An 18,076-nucleotide genomic window follows, 5' to 3' on the forward strand; every position below is an offset into this window, starting at 1 on the left:
TTAACAAGAGTTTGAAACAACTAAATATAGGGATCGATGAAAAAGATATTGTTGCTTGGCTCAGGCGAACTGGGCAAGGAGTTTACGATTGCCGCCAAACGGGCTGGCCAGTATGTCATTGCTTGCGACCGTTACGATGAGGCGCCAGCCATGCAGGTTGCCGACGAGCGCGAGATTTTCTCCATGCTCGACGGTGATGCGTTGACTGCCGTTGTGGAGAAGCACCATCCCGACATCATTGTGCCGGAGATTGAGGCCATCCGTACCGAACGTCTCTTCGACTTTGAGCGCGAAGGCATTCAAGTGGTTCCGTCGGCCCGCGCCGTGAACTACACCATGAACCGCCGCGCCATTCGTGACCTTGCCGCCCAGCAGTTGGGACTGCGCACGGCTAAGTATTTCTATGCCAAGACGTTTGATGAGTTTAAGCGTGCTGCCGACGAGATCGGATTCCCCTGTGTGGTGAAGCCCCTGATGTCGTCGTCCGGCCACGGACAAAGCTATGTCCATAACGACGACGAGTTGCGCGAAGCCTTCCGCGAGGCCATGGAAGATGGCCGCGGCGATGTGAAGGAAGTTATCATCGAGGAATTTATCGACTTCGATTCGGAGTTCACCCTGCTCACCGTAACCCAGAAAAACGGTCCCACGCTCTTCTGCCCGCCCATTGGCCATGTGCAGAAGGGTGGCGACTACCGCGAGAGTTGGATGCCTTACGCCATTCCTGAGGAGTCGTTGCGCCAGGCCGAGCATATCGCAGCCGAGGTAACTGCCGCCCTGACCGGTTATGGTCTGTGGGGTGTGGAGTTCTTCCTCACCAAGCAGGGCGAGGTAATCTTCTCTGAGTTGAGTCCGCGTCCCCACGATACCGGTATGGTGACCTTGAGCCACTGCACCAACCTCAGCGAGTTTGAGCTTCATTTCCGCGCTGTCATGGGTTTGCCCATCCCCGCCATCCATTTGGAGCACAGTGGCGCGTCGGCCGTTATCCTCTCGCCTGTTGAGAGTCACGAGCCATTGGACTACAACCTGCTCGACGTGTGTTCCGAGGACCGTTCACGCGTTCGCATCTTTGGCAAGAAGGATGCTCACGTGGGTCGCCGCATGGGTGTGGTGATCTGCTACGATGAGGTGGGTTGCGATATCAATGCCCTGCGCGATAAGGCCAAGCGTTTGGCCAAGACGGTGTTGGGCACCGATCCTTACATGAAAAAATAATCATTCACATGGAAAAGACAATGGGGCGTGTTATCGACCTGCCCAAAATCGTGGATCCACGGGGCAATCTTACCGTGGCAGAGCAGATGAAGTCGGTTCCCTTCGAGATCAGAAGGGTTTATTGGACGTATGATGTGCCGTCGGGAGAGCATCGTGGTGGTCACGCCCATCGCCATTGTCGTGAGTTCATTGTTGCCGTGAGCGGATCGTTCACCGTAACGCTCGATAACGGGCACGACAGGCACTCGTTTCTCTTGAACCATCCCTATCAGGGCCTTTTGGTGGAAACGGGTGTCTGGCGCACGCTCGAAGATTTCTCCTCGGGTGCTGTATGCCTCGTGCTGGCTGAGGACCTCTTTGAGGAAGCCGACTATATTCGTGACTATGATGACTATCTGCAGGTATACGCCCGATAAGGCTGCATTGTGGGATGAGTTTGTTGGCCGCAGCCGGCAAGGCACATTCCTCTTTGAGCGAGCTTACATGGACTATCACCAGGACCGCTTTGCCGACCACTCGTTGATGGTTTATCGCAAGACCCGTCTGTTTGCTTTGTTGCCCGCAAACGCAACCGATGGTGTGTTGTGGAGCCATCAGGGGTTGACCTATGGTGGATTGCTCACAGGACCAGAAGCCACGGTGGAGGATGTGTGTGACGCCTTTCGATCCATCAACGCTTACCTCAGGCAAGTGGGAATAACGCGTGTGGTTTACAAGGCCATGCCGTGGATTTACCATCGTTTGCCTGCCGAGGAGGACCTATATGCGCTGACCAATGTTTGTGGCGCGCAACTCATGGCGCGCCACATTTCGTCGACCCTCATCGCCAACCATAGGTTGCGGTTCATCGAGTCGCGTCGCAGCGGCATACGCAAAGCTCTCAGACAGGGCGTGTTGGTGCACGAGAGCGATGATTTGGAGGCCTTTTGGAATATTCTCGACAACAATCTCGAGCATAAATATGGGGCACACCCTGTTCACTCGTTGGCCGAATTGCAACTGTTGAAGAAGCGTTTCCCCGCGCAGATCCGGCTCTTCATGGCCTACCGTGGGAGTGAAGCCTTGGGCGGAACACTCATCTATGAAACACCCCAGGTTGCGCATACGCAGTATATTTCGGCCTCACCCGAGGGCAAGGCATGTGGTGCGCTCGATCTGCTTTTTGACGAACTGCTGAATAAGGTGTATCTTCAAACGCCGTTTTTCGACTTTGGCAAGTCGAGCAATGGTGACGGGCACGATCTCAATGAGGCGCTTATCTTCCAGAAGGAAGGTTTCGGTGGTCGTGGCGTGTGTTACGACTGGTATAGCTATCTACTCTGACCTGCGCCTTGCCGAATGCCTGTGGAATATAGTACGGGCATTGGCGGAATCCTTTAATAAGTAATTATCAATCATAACACAGAAAGCTGTGAACATACCCTATCTTTCCCTTCAACAAGTCAACCGACCGCATCTCGAGGAGATGGAGCGTGCGGTGGCGGATGTCATGGCAAGTGGTTGGTTTCTCAAAGGTGAGGCTACGCGCCTGTTTGAGACCGACTACGCCCAGTATATTGGCTCGCGCCATTGCGTGGCTTGTGGCAATGGGCTTGATGCCCTGACCCTCATCTTCCGTGCCTACAAGGAAATGGGAGCGATGAAAGAGGGCGATGAGGTGATTGTTCCGGCCAATACGTATATCGCATCCATCCTTTCGATCACCGAGAATCAACTGACGCCCGTGTTGGTGGAACCAAGAATGGATACGCTGCAAATCGACGACACACTCATAGAGCAGGCCATTACGCCGCGTACACGAGCCATCCTCTTGGTCCACTTGTACGGTCGATGCGCTTACAGCTCGACGATTGAGCGGTTGTGTGAGAAGCATCATTTGAAGTTGGTTGAGGACAATGCACAAGCCCATGGATGCCGTTATGAGGAAGACGGACCGGCTCGTCACACGGGATCCTTGGGCCATGCTGCCGCCCACAGCTTCTATCCGGGCAAGAACCTGGGTGCCTTGGGCGATGCGGGCGCCGTTACTACCGACGATGATGCGTTGGCCGAACTGGTTCGGGCCTTGGGCAACTATGGGTCGTCGCGTAAGTATGTGTTCCCCTACAAGGGACGCAATTCGCGCATGGATGAATTGCAGGCCGCAGCGCTCCGGGTCAAGTTGAAGTATCTCGACCAAGAGAACGAGCGTCGTAGGGCGATAGCCGATGTGTATTACAGGCATATTGTCAATCCCCATGTCATACTTCCAGGAAGGGAAACGTGGCTTAGTGGTACCTCCCATGAGGAGGTTCGGTGGGCCAATGTGTTCCATATCTTCCCCGTGTTGTCGCCCCATCGCGATGCGCTCCAGCAATATCTCAAGAGCAATGGGGTGGGAACGATGATCCATTACCCCATTCCCCCGCATCAGCAACAGTGTTACGCCGAATGGAACGAACGCTCGTTGCCCCTCACAGAGGAGATCCATCAGCAGGAGTTAAGCCTGCCATGCAACCAATCCATGACCGATGAGGAGGTGGAATATGTGGTGAATTGTGTCAACGCCTTTGTGCCCGAAACGACGGCATGACGAAAGCTTGATCGACGCTTAACCGCATTTTGTAAGCGTTGCGAGTATAACTATCCGCCACAGAACTTCATGCTTGTTGTTGCAGAGGCCATGAGGCTGGATGATAAAACAAAGAAATAAGAACAGATGATCGTTTGTATCGCAGAGAAACCGAGCGTCGCTCGTGACATTGCGCGCATACTTGGAGCCACCGCTCAGCGCGATGGATATATGGAAGGCAACGGCTATCAGGTGACCTGGACGTTTGGTCACCTGTGTGAGTTGAAGGAGCCCAACGACTATTTGGTCAACTGGCGCTTCTGGACGTTGGCTGCCTTGCCAATGATTCCGCAACGCTTTGGCATCAAGCTCATCCCCGACAGGGGCATAGAAAAGCAGTTTGAAACCATTGCCAAGCTCTATGCCGAGGCCGATGAGATCATCAACTGTGGTGATGCTGGCCAGGAGGGTGAGCTGATACAGCGATGGGTGATGCAACTGGCCAAGGTGAAATGTCCCGTGAAACGCCTTTGGATTTCCTCCATGACCGATGAGGCCATCAAGGAAGGATTTGCCAATCTCAAGGACCAAGCACAATATGAGAGCCTTTATTTGGCAGGATTGAGCCGCGCTGTGGGCGACTGGTTGTTGGGCATGAACTGCACTCGGCTTTACACGTTGATGTATCAGCAACAGCGCGGACAGGTGTTGTCTATTGGCAGGGTGCAGACGCCTACATTGGCGCTCATCGTGCAGCGTCAGAAGGAGATCGACAATTTCAAGCCCGAGCCCTACTGGGTGTTGTCCACCATTTATCGCGACACGCTTTTTACCGCCACGTCGGGCAAATTCCTGTCTGAGGAAGAGGGTAAGAACGCCTTCTCGCTCATCGAGGGCAAGCCCTTTGTCATTACCGACGTGAAGAAGAAACAGGGCAAGGAACCACCCAAGCAGTTGTACGACCTCACTTCGTTGCAGGTCGACCTCAATAGGAAATATGGTTTCTCCTCACAGTTGTCGCTCAACCTGATACAAGGTCTTTACGAAAAGAAGCTCACCACCTATCCCCGTGTCGACACGCAATATTTGTCCGACGACATCTATCCCAAGTGTCCGGGCATCCTCAATGGCGTGAGCCAGTACATGGTGGCGGGAACGAAACCGTATCTTGCCATCATACAAAACTTGGCGGCCATGGGTAAAAAACTGCCCAAGTCGAAGCGTGTGTTCGACACTTCGAAGGTAACCGATCACCACGCCATCATCCCCACGGGTGTCGTTCCGTCGGGCCTTACCGATATGGAGCAGAAAGTTTACGACCTGATAGCGAGGCGCTTTGTGGCCGCGTTCTATCCCGATTGCTTGTTCTCCACTACCACAGTCAATGGTGAGGTCGATAACGTAGGGTTCAAGGCGTCGGGCAAGGAGATCCTTCAGCCCGGCTGGCGCGATGTTTATTCGAAGGAGGAACAGACGGTCGATGAGAGTCCGAAGGCTGATGCCGAGGAGAAAACGTTGCCCACTTTCGTTAAGGGAGAATCGGGCGAGCACCAGCCTACGCTCACCCAAAAGATGACAATCCCGCCCAAGCATTACACCGAGGCGTCGCTCTTGCGTGCCATGGAAACAGCAGGCAAACTGGTCGACGATGAGGAGTTGTCGGCTGCCATGAAGGAGAACGGCATCGGGCGGCCATCGTCGCGCGCTGGTATCATTGAGACGCTGTTTAAGCGCCATTACATACGTCGCGAGCGAAAGAATCTTGTGGCGACGCCAACAGGCATCCAACTCATCGACACCATACACGAAAAACTGTTGACCAGCGTTGAGTTGACGGGAATGTGGGAGAAGAAGTTGCGCGACATCGAGCACCACAAGTACGATGCTGCAACGTTTATCAATGAGTTGAAGGAGCAAGTGTCACGAATCGTGACGGATGTGTTGCACGACAATTCGGGGCGTAGCATTGAGAGTGGAGACACTCCTTCCGTACCGAAACCCAAGGGTCCTTCGTCGGCTGCGGGTGAAAAGTCGAAATCGGCTTCGCCCAAAAAGCGAAAGAGCACCGCGAAGAGGGCGTCGGTGAAGGAACAAGTGGAAGCGCAGCGGCAGACTGTTCCCCAAGAGGGTGCTGAGTGTCCCGAATGTCATCAGGGACATGTCATCAAAGGCAAAACGGCTTACGGTTGCTCCCGCTGGAAGGAAGGTTGCACGTTCAGGGTGCCATTCGCCTAATCTGTGGCTTTAAGCAATAAGCCTTAGGCTATCCATGGTGATAGTCTAAGGCTTAAATTTTAATAGCCTACCGCATCTTTCTTGATGCCTATAGGCGCTCGTTGTTTAGTTTATCATTCCAATCGCCCATTGTCGGTCTAATGACCGACTGGGGTTTATGAGTCCTTCCGCGTATCGATGCCGCTTCCTGCTCCCTTTTGTTGCTTCGCTGTTTCGGCCATTTCCTTCAGTCGCTGCATGTGGTCAAAGGCGCGACGGCGTGTAGAGATGATCTGATATCGGTAAACCACGCATGTCGCAAAGAAGTAAACCAGCACCTGAATCCATAAAGCTTGGTATTCGGTCTGTATGTCTTGAAGGGTTGCGCCCATTGAGGAGATGCGCATGAAACCACGCACGCCGAATGTGGAGGGAATGATGGTTGCCACGCCTTGCCAAAAGCCAGGTATGTTCGATTGTGGCCAACTCAGTCCGGTCATGAACAGGAAAGGCACAGAAGAGAACACCACTAATAGCATCACATTCTCGCGATAGCGCACCAGGCACGAGAGCATCATGCCGAAGAACGTGCAGGCAAGGATGTAAGGCACCATCAAGCCGATAATGGCCTGGGCTGAAACCAACGAGGTGAAATGGTAAAGATGGGGTATGGCGAGTGCCAAGTAAGCGCCCATCACCATGTAAATCATGAAGTAACACAACGACTTGCCCAGCACAATGCGGAATATTCCGTTGTAATGCTTGGAGATAGGCACCAGGTCTTTGAAGCGGTTGTTCTCGCGAGCGGTGCCCGCTGCCAGTCCTATGCCGAGCAGCAAGGTTTGTTGGAGGATAAGCATCAGCACGCCAGGGAGGATGGCGTTGCCGTAGCCGCCTGTGGTGTTGAAGATCGGAACCTCGTCGAAATCAAGTGGCTTGGTTGTTATCTCGTTATCGCGCTTTGTGTAATCGGTGCTTTGTGCAATTTGTATTTGTGCGTTCATGTCCGACGCCACGGCTTGTGCCGTTTGGTAGATGGCCTTGTAGGTAAGCATCAGGCTCATGTCGCAATACACGCCCACCTTCGTTTGCTCCCCTCGGTAGAGACGGCGCTCAAAGTCCTCGGGGAAGTAAAGCGTGCCATGCACCTGTTGCTTCGCGGTGAGATCCTTGGCCTCTTCCAGTGATGTGCAATAGTAAGCCACTTTCGTGTCGGGCGAAGCGTCAAACTTTCTTATGTATTCGCGTGAGGCATTCGTGTGCGATTGGTCCACAATGGCCACGGGCACCTCGCGCACCACCTCATTGTTGTAAATCCATGAATAAAGCAGCGGATAGAGCAAAGGTACCAACACGCAGAAGATGAGCACACCCTCGTCGGTGATGGTGCCACGCATCTCACGCACGCAGATATAGCAAGTGTCGAGGATGCCCTCCTTAATCCTATGAAGCAGACTGTTGTTTTCCATGCCTTAAGGTATGTAAGTGTAAATAAGCATCGCCCTTTTTATGTTCCAAACCGTGAATATCGGGAGGATGATAAAGACGCAGAGGGCCATGATGTTGAACCATGAGTCGACGAGTGGGAACCCGTTGAAGATGCTCATTTGGTAAATCATGTAGTAATGGCGCAAGGGGAACATCTGTGCGATCGACTGTATGGCTGAGTCCATGGCGAACAAGGGATAGGTGGCGCCGCATACCGACAAGCTGACCACCGACCAGAGAGAACAGGTCGACATCGACATTCGGAGCGAGGGCATCAGGCCAAAGACGAACGCGCCGAAGCCTTGACATGCCAACACCGAAAGTAAACCCAACAGCAAGATGGGAACGATGCCGCCCGGATGGGGGAACCCGAGATGGTAGAAAACGTAGAACTCAAACCCGTACATCATCGTTAGGAAGAGCACGGTCTGCGGCAGAAGCTTGCCGATGAGTGCGATGTAGGGGTTGCCGCCTGCCATCTTGATCCATTGACGCGAACGACGAAACTTCAGTTCGGTGCCGATGGAGTAGGGCGTCAGCAAGAAAATGAAGATCATCAACACACCTGGAACCATGGTGGTGCTGAGGTAAACGTTATAGTTGACCCATGGATTGTTGATCATGTGAAGGTCAACGGCGATGGGTTGCAAGAAGGTACGTATCTCGTTTTCGGTCTTTCCGATGGCCGATAGCTTTGTCATGCCCACTCCTGCTGACCCTAAGGTGGAGATTGTTTTCAAGTCACGATAGAGCAAGGAACCTGACACCAGCGACACGCTGCTGTAGTAAAACGAAATTTTAGGTTGCTTGTCCGACATCAATCCTGTTGTGGTGCCTTTGGGGATGAGCAGGAACGCGTAGATCTGGTTGCGTTGTATGGCTTCGCGCGCCTCGTTCATGTTTGGGTAATGTGCCACCACATGCGTGGTCTGAAAGGCGTCGAGCTGACGGATGAGCTGTCTTGACGTGGCGGTGTTGTCCTGATCCACTACGCCGACGGGCATTTCCACCGGCTGTCCTTCGTTCATGAGCGAGGTGAAGAACAAGATGACGACCATTGGGAAGAAGATGGTGCAGAAAGCATAAATGGGATTCTTGCGCATAATGCCCACCTCTCGATAGGCAATGTGCAAGATGCATCCAATCGTCTCCTTGATCGAAACGTTGCGTGAATGTCTGTGGTATGATTTGTTGCCAGCCAATGTTCTGTCCCTATTACTTTAAGTCCTTTTTCTTCACGATGAGCGACATGCCGGGACGCAAGCCCTCGAATTTGTCGGCGAAATGGGCTTTCACCTCAAACGTCTTCAGGTCATACTGGCCCATGCTCTTGGTGGCTTTCCACACGGCATAGGCTCCCTCGTCCTTGATGGAATAGACCTTCATCTTCACATCCTTGTTGAAGGCGGGAGAGAAAGCGGTGAACGTGTCGCCCACCTTCAGGCCTTTGAGCAGATCCTCGCGCACGTTGAATGTTCCCCACATATCGCTCATGATAGATATGCTCATGATGGGCGAACCCATCCCCACCAGTTCTCCCACCTTGGGATAGATGGTGCTGACCTCACCTTCAACGTTCGATACCTGTACGGTCTCGCGCAACACCGACTTAACCACGTCGACAGCGTTCTTGGCCGCTTCCGCGTTCTTCTTGGCGGCTTCCTTTTCCTGGGTGCGCGCTCCGTTGCATGCCATATCGTATTGGCTTTGTGCCACCTTCACCTGTGCCTCCGTTGCTTTGTAGGCGGCAAACGCCTCATCGCGTTTCTGTGCGCTGATCACACCCTCGTTGAAGAGGTTTTGCATGCGGACATAGGTTTTGTGAGTGATTTCCGCAGCCGCCTTGGCTTGTTGCAACAGTTGGTAGGCGCCCTGCACCTGCTCCTTGCGCGCTCCGGCATCGGTCAGGCTGCTCAAGGCTTGCGTGGCGCCCTCGGTGGCCTCCATCACCTTTTGCTGCGCGTTGGCCTCCGGCACGTCGAGGATGGCCAGCGTGTCGCCCACATGGACGTAGTCGCCCTCCTTGACACGAAGCTCCACAACGCGTCCGGGCAGTTTACAACTGACGCGGAACTCGGAAACTTCCACTTCGCCCTGAATGATTTCTTCGGTCTTTCCTAACGTGAAGAAGCCAATCAAACCTACCACAACTACCGCTGTGGTAAAGCCGAGAATGGCAAGAAGAATATTGTTATGTTGTGTTTTTGCTGACATAAATGTTTGGTTTGTTCTTATTCGGTTTGTGTGAGTGATCGTATGTTATTCCAATAAGCCCAATGCCTTTTGCAGGTTCACCTGACTTAGTTTCATGTCCACTTCGGCGTCGATCTTTTGGCTTTGTGCCTGTTGCCACGCTGTTTGTGCGGCCAGCACATCTGTCGATTCCATGACGCCCTCTCTGAATCCCACCTGTGCGCATCGCAGGTTCTCTTCAGCGCTCTTGATGTTTTTCTCAGCCATCGACAGTCGCTTATAGGCTTCTTTCACCTTGTATCGGCTTTGCGCCACTTGGAGGTGTATCTTCTCCTGCGTGTCAGACAGGTCCATCCGTGCCATGGCGGTGGCGGCCTTCGACGCATTCACTTTGTATTTGCCCTCAAACCAGTTCCATACGGGCACCTGAACCATCACGCCAATGTTGAACGCTCCGGAGAAGTTGCGTTGGAATCCGTTATAGAGGTTGGGGTTCGAGAGCATGTATCCCGCTGTGAGGGCTATGTGTGGCAGATATGCCGAACGCACCAGCTTGGTGGCTTGCTGGCTCATCTCCACTGCGTTTTGCAGCAGTCGGACCTCCGGGCGGGTCGACAGGGTGGAGTCGGTGGGTTGCGAGAGATCGCAGGTGGCCACGCTGAGTTGCTCCTTGTCCTCATCGGCCAATAGCACCTCCTCGTCCATGGGCAGTCCGCAAAGCTGGCAGAGCAGCATGCGCGCCAATGAGAGGCCATCCTCCACTTGTGTGATCTGCATGTCGGCCTCGTTCACCTTGACATCCACTTTCAGTCCGTCGGCGCGTGTGGCCACGCCTTCTTTGATCATTCGGTGCACATCGTCGTCGAGCTTCTTCACCAAGTCGCGGTAGCTGACAGCCAACTTTTGCTTCTGCTTCAGCGACACCACCGTCCAATACGTCTGGTCGATGGTGTAGAGCGTGGCCTGCCTTTTCATGTCGAGGTCGTTGTCGGCCATGCTCTCTGTGATGTCGGCCATGCGGTTGGCAGCGGTGATGGCACCACCCAGATAAACCGGTTGGCGCAGCATGATGGCGCCACCAAACACATGTTGGGTCTTCGTTTGCAGCGCGTCGACCACCTCCTTGCCGAGCGCATTGCCAAAGGCGCTGGCATATTGGCTGATGGGACCATTGCCCATTTGCTGCAACAGGGAACCCAACTGCTGGGCCTGGTCGGGCGTGATGACACCCTGCGTCACCAGGTCGGCGATGCTTCCCGATATGCCCCCCGACAGGTCGCCCGTTATCTTGTTCACGGTGCTTGTGCCGATGTTGCTCAAGGTTGTTTTCTGCGATTTGCTCAGCAGGTTGATGTCGCGGCTGCTGAACTGGTAGCCGGCCACCACGTCGACCTTGGGCAGTGCCTTGGTGCGTGTGGCTTTGCGTGTGTTGACGGCCACCTCCTTGCTCAACCGCGACACGTTGACTTGCTTGTTGTTGCGCAAGGCCAACGCGCGGCAACTGTCAAGGTTCAAGACCCGTTGGCCCTGAACCGTGATGGAGCAGCCTATCAAACAAATGATGAAAGCGAACTTTCTCATATTACTTCTTTTTAATCAAGCGTGAAACTCTTGCTGCCGATCATGTTTCCATCGGCGAAGATGCTCACGCGGTAGGTGCCGCCCTGCAGGGCTTGATTGATGTTATAATATAAGGTCATAGGCGTTTCCTTACCGCCATACTCCACAGTTCTCTTCATGGTGCACTGCAGCGAACGGTTCTCATAGTTGAACGACCCGCCGCCGCCCAGCAATGCGCCCGTCGGCGTGTTCACCCTCACATACACCGTCTTGTTGCCGCTGGCCGCCGTAACGTTCTTGGCCAGTGCGAAGCTCACCTGGAGCGCCTTGGCTTTCTTCAGCTTCTTGGTGGCTTTCTGGTGCTTGTCGAGCTGGGTGAGGTTGATGTTGATGGCATCCAGCTGGGCGGCGATGGCCACCTGCTGCGAGAGGCTCTGCTTCTCCGAGCTCAAGCCCTCGATCTGCCTGTTGGCCTGCTCATACTGCCCCTTGATGCGTGTGTTCTCTGCCGTGAGGTTCTGGTTGAGCCTGTTGAGCGAGTCGATCTGGAACACGTAGCTGCGAAGCACGGCTCTCACCGTGGCGAGTTCCTTCTTCAAACGGGCAATCTCCTTGGCGTCGGAGCTCTTGGTCTCCTTCAGCTCCTTCAGCAGGCGCTGTGTGCGCTCCTGCTCTTGTGTCAGTTGGGCCACGATGGAGTCGTTGTTGATCTGCGTCTTCATCTCACTGTATTGGTTGGCAAACTGCTGATACTCGTTTTCCATTTCCTTCTTGTCGAGCGCGGCCAACTCCAGCATGGCTTTGTTCTCTTCCTTCTGCTTGTTCAGGCTGATGTAAAGCCAAGCGGCACCTCCGGCCAGCAACAGGATGACGATCACCAGAGGGATGAGTATTTTCTTATTCATGGTTGTGTATTTTTATTTGCTTGAATTTTACAAATACTTGTTTTTCTTTTTAATACTTATTATATGCAAATTTAAGTCTTTTCGATGAATCGGCAAAGAAAACGGTCGGTTCAATGAATGATTCTCTGAAAAATTAATAATTTTGAGGATAATTAGACTATTTTTAATTCTTATTTTGTAATTTTACCCACGTTAACCCGTCTTGCCGTAGGCGTGATAGTCATGCCTTTCGACCGACTAAATACAAAAGCATAGCAATGAAGAAGTTTTTTCTCTTATGGATGTTAGTGTTCGCCCAGTTGCCTTTGTTGGCACAAGTGGACTCGTTGGTGGTGAAGACCGACTCGTCGGCCGTTCGCCATCAGGTGTTGTTGCAAACCTCGAAGGGCGACATTGTGTTGGAACTCTACAATGAGACACCGCTCCACCGTGACAATTTCTTGCGCTTGGTGCGCTCAGGCTATTACGATGGCATCCTGTGGCATCGCGTCATTGCCGACTTCATGATTCAGACGGGCGACTCCACCACACGCCATGCCAAGCCCGGCGTGACGGTGGGCGAGTATGATCTCGACTACCGTTTGCCTGCCGAGATCGTTTATCCTAAGTATTTCCACAAGCGTGGTGTGCTGGCTGCGGCCCGCGAGGGCGATGCCGAGAACCCCGAGCGCAAGTCGTCGGCAGCCCAGTTCTACATCACTTGGGGCTACAATTACAGCAAGTCGGCGCTCGATAAGATGCAGGCTCGTCTCGACGAAACCACCGGTGGCAAGGTGAAGTTTACCCCCGAGGTGTGCGACGCATACCAGAAGTATGGCGGCACGCCTCACCTCGACGGCCAGTACACGGTGTTTGGCGAGGTGGTGAAGGGGCTGAATGTGGTGCGCGACATCGACTACGTGGAGACCGACGACAACGATCGTCCTGTGTGGGACGTGAAGATACTGAAGGCCACGGTCATCAAATGATCAGGGATGAAAACAGCGAAAGCGCAGGCGTCGTCATTCGATGCCTGCGCTTTCGCTTTGTTCCCAATGGGTCATTATACCGATAGGGAGTTGTCTTTGTAGGGTCATGACGCCCCAATCGTGTGCGTTAGCCCTGCCTTATTGCCCCTCCTCGTCCTGGGTCAGTTCGGTGATCTTGTCCATAAACGACTTGGCCCTTTGCAGGAACGACATGCGCATGGTGTGCTTGGGGTGATGCGTGGGGCGGTTGTTGGCGCTATCGGTGGTTGCTGTGTGTGTTGGTTGGTTTACTGATAGTTCGATGGGTGGGGTGGGGGCGTCGGCCTCCTCTTCCGTGGCTGGCTCCTCCGTGGTGCGTGGCAGTGGTTCCTCGTGGGCCACGGTTTCTTGCGGCTCCATTTGCGGTTCCATTTGCGGTTCTTGCTCTGTCGCCGTTATGGAAGCTTCGATCTCCTGGGCTGCCTCCTTGGGTGCCTCTGTGGTGTCGTCGGTGTCGTTGTCGGTAGGCAGTTGGATGTTGATGCTCACCTCGTCGGGCGTTTGTTGCACGGGGTTGATGGGCTTCATGGTGGTCAAGTCCCAATTCTTCTTTTTGTAAGGCGTATAGAGTTGGCCGATCAAGTTCTCCACATATTCCTTCGACATGAGTTGGTCGTTGCCCAATTCCTCCAAGTGGAGCGTGTCCTCGAATCCCGTGGCCAAGATGGTCACCTTGGCGTCTTCGTCGAGCGTGTTGTCGTCGCTGACACCCCATATCACATCGATGTTGGGATCAAGCATGTCCATAAACGAGTCGATCTCCTCCATCTCGCTCACAAACAGTGGGTGGCGCTCGTCGGTGTAGATGTTGAAGAGTATGCGTGAGGCCTTGTCGATGTCGCTTCCATAGAGCAATGGCGACTCTAAGGCGTCGATCACGGCCTTCGCCACACGGTGCTCGCCGCGGCCGCGTCCCATGGCCATGATGGCGCCCCCGCCCCCTCTCAACGTGGTCTCCACGTCGCAGAAGTCGAGGTTGATGTCGCCCTCCACGGTGATGAGCTCCGATATCGATTTGGTGGCGTTGCTCAGAATCTGGTCGGCGCGCTTAAAACTCTCCTTGATGGAGATGTCCGAGTCGGCATACACGTCGCAGATGCGCTCGTTGTTGATGATGAGCAGGGCGTCGACGTTCTTCCGCATCTCGGCCACGCCCTTCAGCGCCTTGACAATCTTGTTTTTCTTCTCAAAGAAGAACGGGATGGTCACGATGCCAATGGTGAGGATGCCCTTTTTCTTGGCGATGCCCGCCACCACGGGGGCTGCTCCTGTGCCTGTTCCACCGCCCATTCCGGCCGTAACAAACACCATCTGCGTGCCATCGTCGAGCAGGTGCTCTATCTGTTCGGCGTGGTCGATGGCCGCCTGCTGCCCCCTCTTGGGGTCGCCGCCCGCCCCCAGGGTGCCAATGGCTATCTTCACGGGCACGGGCGATTTCGACAAGGCCTGCGTGTCGGTGTTGCATACCGCAAACGTTACGTTGGCTATGCCTTCCTCATACATGTTGCCCACGGCGTTTTGTCCTCCGCCGCCCACACCTATCACCTTGATGATGTTTTTCGACTTGTCCTCTACGGGGGCCACAAAGTCGATGAGTCCGTTCTGCAGATTACCTATTTCCAAGTGTTCCATCTCTGTTGTTTTGTTGCAAAATTATAAAAAATATGAAAGCGCAAGCGATTTTTGCAAGCCTTGCGGTGGTCGAAAGTTCTTTTTGCTTATCTTTGCATAAGATAGGCTGCACTCGGCCATTAGAGAACAAGTTCTCATGGCGCTCGTTGGCACTATCTTTGCAAAAGATAGGCTGCGCTCAGCCACAGCCCCACAGCTTTATCGTAACCCTATAAGATCAATACATTGCGTACAATTCATAAAAAGGTAAACCCCTCACTCATCGCCCATCGTATGCTCGGCTGGATGCTCGTTGTGCTGCTCGCTTGTGTCCCTCTGTGGGCGCAAGCCACCGTTTGGTCGGCCGATAACCTACAGATGGTTCATCTGCAAGACCGCGAGCGTTACGTGTGCGACCCCGATGGGGTGATGTCGCAAGCCTTGCGCGACACGGCCGACCATTACCTGCGTCGGCTCCAAGTGGAATGTGGCATACAGACGGTGTTTGTCGTGGTTCGCCACGTCAAGGACGAAAACACGTTCCGCATGGCCCAGGACCTGGGCAATAAGTATGGAGTGGGAACGAAGAAAGACCGCCGTGGACTGGTGGTTGTGGTGGCCATCGACGACCGCCGTTACACCATCGCCCCAGGCATGGGACTGGAGGCCGACCTCACCGATGTGGAATGCGACGACATTGCACGGGCCTGCATCGTGAAGAACATGAAGGTGAACCAAACCGACCGCATGGTGGTGGAGACGGCGCAGGCGCTCTACCGCAAGTTCTCGACGGGTAAGACCGGCATGCCGTCGGTCGACGAGACCGAGGAGATGACCACGTCCGATTGGCTTACTGCGCTGCTCTTTCTCTGTCTTTTCCTCGGATGGCCCACGTGGGAACTACTCAAGTTGCTACTCATCGCCTTGGGCCTGATGAAGAAACCCAAGGAGAAGCCCCGTAGGCGTCGTCGTCGCGACAACGACGACTGGATGCCGCCTTTCATCTTCGGAGGCGGTGGTGGCTTTGGCGGCGGTAGCGGTCCCATCGGTGGCAGCTTTGGTGGTGGCAGCTTTGGCGGCGGCGGCGCAAGTGGCGGTTGGTAACAGATAAGTAATCATTAAGTAAATTGAAAATATGAAGAAAAGCAACAAGATTCTTTTGGTGATCGTAGTTCTCGTCGTGCTGGTATGCATGGGCGGTTGCAACGCGTATAATGGCATGGTGGGCAATCAGGAGGCGGCCACCACGGCCTTGGCCAATGTGGAGGCCACCTATCAGCGTCGTGCCGACCTCATTCCGAACCTCGCCAAGACGGTTCAGGCCTATGCCAAGCACGAGCGCGAAACCATGGAGGAGGTGGTGAAGGCTCGTGCCGCCGCCAGCCAGGTGAAGCTCGACGCCGACAACCTCACGCCCGAGAAGATGAAGGCGTTCCAGGAGGCGCAGGGACAGCTGTCGCAGGCCTTGGGCAAGCTCATGGTGGTGGTGGAGAAGTACCCCGACCTGAAGGCCAGCGAAAATTTCCGTAGCTTGCAAGTGCAGTTGGAGGGAACGGAGAACCGCATCAATGAGGCCCGCCAGAAATACAACGATGCCGTGCAGACCTACAACAAGGATGTAAGAACATTCCCGAACGTTATCTTCGCGGGTATGTTTGGCTTTGAGAAAATGGAGAAGTTTGAGGCTGCCACCGGAGCGGAGAAGGCACCCGAGCTCAACTTCGATTAACCCAAACCGGCATCGTGTGAGTCTCGACGGGATGGGGCGCCTATGGTCCCTATCCTGTCGAGACCGCTTGTCATATAGGGACCTCGCTTCTTGTAGGCTCCGAAAAACTTGAGCGTATGACCGACGACACCAACGATATGTTGGAGCAACAGACTCCCGAGCAACTCGCCGCCGAGCTACGGCAGCGAGTGGCTTGCCTGCAACGCATGGGGCGAAACGACCTTTTGCTCCAAGCCATTGGTGTGCCCCTGCTCGAGCAGTTGCGCATCGAGGCGGCGCGGGGCAACCTCAGTCAGCTCCACATCGATACCGACTATCGCTTCTTCCTCACGGCATACAACAACCGGGAGGTGGAGCTGTCGCCCGTTCACAAGGCCGTTTACCTGCTGTTCCTAAACCATCCCGAGGGTATCGAGTTTAAGCGTCTGGGGACCTATCGCACCGAGTTGCTCCGCCTCTACAAGGAAACGTCGCGTTGGACGGATGTCGATAAGGTGGCTATGGCCGTCGACCGACTGGTGGATCCCTTCGACAATGCCATCAATGAGAAATGCTCGCGCATCAAACGCGCCTTCACCTCGTTGATGGACGAGTATTCTGCCTCCTATTACATCATTGGCAGTCACACGCTCCGCCATGTGTCGGGATCGTCGCGTGTGTGGTATGAGCGTCTCAAGGTCATCACCCTTCCTCGCCACCTGGTGGTCAACGACAACGACCCTCGCCCATAGGGCGCCACCCCCATCACGGCTATTCCCAGCACATCCCCATGTTGCCTTTCATCTCCATGCGCTCCGAAAAACGGTAACAATCTATAGCCAAATCTACACGTTTCTTTTCCACGACGCAAACATTTGCTGCAAATACGCCATTCTTAGCGTATTTTTGTAACAGCCTAACAATCAGTGTGTTGTGTTGTTTCTTTGTATTCGGCAGCTCCACATTCAGCATTTTGTATTGCCGTTAGGCATCTTTCGCCCCTCGAAACATGCCTAACCCCACTGCGAAACCTTCCCAATCGAGGCACGGTTAGCCATCTTTCGCAACTCGATACATGCCCAACGCCAACCGCTGCTCTTATTTTCGCCACGTCCATCCCGCAAAAACGGCGTTTCCGCTCTCTGGTTCACGCAAAATCCCGACACAACTTTTTGACCATATTTTATAACAAAACTTCTTCGCGGGAAATTTTCATTGGGTCCACTAAACGTTGTTGGTGTAGTAGAACTTTATAAGAACGGAAAATGATATACAATCCCTAAATGGTCTTGAAATTTGTTGCTTTGAGTGAGTATTATGATCCGTTTTGCAGAAAATACACGAGATAGATGAAGGCTATTTTCTAAACGGGGTTTGCTCATTGCTCTTTTGCGATGGGAGCGTGAGGCCTTATGCAGCGCGACTCATCGCCACGGATTATTTGAAACCGAATAAGCGAGAATTAGCGACGTTTATACCGCAATATTGACGTATAGGCACCGCGTGCGCTTGTTGTGAAATGAGATTTTGCAAATTTTTATATAATTTTGCAATTGGATAATTAGACGTAACTATTCAGCGGTAGCGCTGCACCCTTAATCCATAATTGAAATATACTGCA

15 protein-coding genes are annotated in these 18,076 nt (G+C 53.8%); 9 read left to right on the forward strand and 6 right to left on the reverse strand.

The genetic code is table 11. The features are described from left to right. Positions 1–36: 36 nt before the first annotated feature. The 5 genes from purT to WKK33_RS07020 all read left to right on the forward strand — a co-directional run bounded on the left by purT (position 37) and on the right by WKK33_RS07020 (position 6,004). Entirely contained in the window at positions 37–1,218 is a 1,182-nt protein-coding gene (purT, locus tag WKK33_RS07000) for a formate-dependent phosphoribosylglycinamide formyltransferase (protein WP_215759676.1), read from the forward strand. A gap of 8 nt (positions 1,219–1,226) precedes the next feature. Then, complete coding sequence (locus WKK33_RS07005) at positions 1,227–1,634, forward strand: FdtA/QdtA family cupin domain-containing protein (RefSeq protein ID WP_215759675.1); 408 nt, start codon at positions 1,227–1,229, stop codon at positions 1,632–1,634. After that, positions 1,603–2,541 (forward strand): GNAT family N-acetyltransferase, encoded by a 939-nt coding sequence (locus WKK33_RS07010; RefSeq protein ID WP_337933095.1) that lies wholly within the window; start codon positions 1,603–1,605, stop codon positions 2,539–2,541. The genes WKK33_RS07005 and WKK33_RS07010 overlap by 32 nt, the downstream gene beginning before the upstream one ends. Positions 2,542–2,683: 142 nt before the next feature. After that, positions 2,684–3,790, forward strand: coding sequence for a DegT/DnrJ/EryC1/StrS family aminotransferase (locus WKK33_RS07015; RefSeq protein WP_337933108.1), 1,107 nt, complete (start codon positions 2,684–2,686; stop codon positions 3,788–3,790). Positions 3,791–3,916: 126 nt separating this feature from the next. Next, complete coding sequence (locus tag WKK33_RS07020; RefSeq protein WP_337933096.1) at positions 3,917–6,004, forward strand: DNA topoisomerase 3; 2,088 nt, start codon at positions 3,917–3,919, stop codon at positions 6,002–6,004. Between the two features lie 155 nt (positions 6,005–6,159). Here WKK33_RS07020 and WKK33_RS07025 read toward each other — a convergent pair whose 3' ends face one another. The 5 genes from WKK33_RS07025 to WKK33_RS07045 form a co-directional block, all read right to left on the reverse strand. Continuing rightward, positions 6,160–7,452 (reverse strand): ABC transporter permease, encoded by a 1,293-nt coding sequence (locus WKK33_RS07025; protein ID WP_337933097.1) that lies wholly within the window; start codon positions 7,450–7,452, stop codon positions 6,160–6,162. 3 nt (positions 7,453–7,455) lie between these two features. Then, on the reverse strand, positions 7,456–8,574 hold the full coding sequence (locus WKK33_RS07030; RefSeq protein WP_337933098.1) for an ABC transporter permease: 1,119 nt from the start codon (positions 8,572–8,574) through the stop codon (positions 7,456–7,458). Positions 8,575–8,686: 112 nt separating this feature from the next. Then, positions 8,687–9,685 carry a biotin/lipoyl-binding protein gene (locus WKK33_RS07035; RefSeq protein WP_337933099.1) on the reverse strand — a complete coding sequence of 333 codons (999 nt, stop codon included), beginning with the start codon at positions 9,683–9,685 and terminating at the stop codon, positions 8,687–8,689. Between the two features lie 45 nt (positions 9,686–9,730). Beyond that, complete coding sequence (locus WKK33_RS07040) at positions 9,731–11,245, reverse strand: TolC family protein (protein ID WP_337933100.1); 1,515 nt, start codon at positions 11,243–11,245, stop codon at positions 9,731–9,733. A gap of 11 nt (positions 11,246–11,256) precedes the next feature. Then, positions 11,257–12,129 (reverse strand): hypothetical protein, encoded by an 873-nt coding sequence (locus tag WKK33_RS07045; RefSeq protein ID WP_215759668.1) that lies wholly within the window; start codon positions 12,127–12,129, stop codon positions 11,257–11,259. 257 nt (positions 12,130–12,386) lie between these two features. Here WKK33_RS07045 and WKK33_RS07050 point away from each other — a divergent pair, with 257 nt between their 5' ends. Next, on the forward strand, positions 12,387–13,097 hold the full coding sequence (locus WKK33_RS07050; RefSeq protein WP_287768097.1) for a peptidylprolyl isomerase: 711 nt from the start codon (positions 12,387–12,389) through the stop codon (positions 13,095–13,097). A 138-nt stretch (positions 13,098–13,235) separates the two neighbouring features. On the opposite strand, the gene ftsZ is transcribed toward WKK33_RS07050, so the two are convergent. Then, positions 13,236–14,768, reverse strand: a complete 1,533-nt coding sequence (ftsZ, locus tag WKK33_RS07055; RefSeq protein ID WP_337933101.1) for a cell division protein FtsZ — start codon at positions 14,766–14,768, stop codon at positions 13,236–13,238. A gap of 225 nt (positions 14,769–14,993) precedes the next feature. On the opposite strand from ftsZ, the gene WKK33_RS07060 reads away from it, so the two are divergent. The 3 genes from WKK33_RS07060 (at position 14,994) to WKK33_RS07070 (ending at position 17,207) form a co-directional block, all read left to right on the forward strand. Then, positions 14,994–15,851 carry a TPM domain-containing protein gene (locus WKK33_RS07060; protein WP_337933103.1) on the forward strand — a complete coding sequence of 286 codons (858 nt, stop codon included), beginning with the start codon at positions 14,994–14,996 and terminating at the stop codon, positions 15,849–15,851. A 31-nt stretch (positions 15,852–15,882) separates the two neighbouring features. Next, the gene (locus WKK33_RS07065; protein ID WP_287768090.1) at positions 15,883–16,476 is read left to right on the forward strand and encodes a LemA family protein; all 594 of its coding nucleotides are present in this window, start codon (positions 15,883–15,885) and stop codon (positions 16,474–16,476) included. A 116-nt stretch (positions 16,477–16,592) separates the two neighbouring features. Continuing rightward, positions 16,593–17,207 (forward strand): hypothetical protein, encoded by a 615-nt coding sequence (locus tag WKK33_RS07070; protein WP_337933104.1) that lies wholly within the window; start codon positions 16,593–16,595, stop codon positions 17,205–17,207. Positions 17,208–18,076 lie beyond the last annotated feature (869 nt).

Source organism: Hallella sp. (genome assembly GCF_037460745.1).
GTDB classification, from domain to species: Bacteria; Bacteroidota; Bacteroidia; order Bacteroidales; family Bacteroidaceae; genus Prevotella; species Prevotella faecis.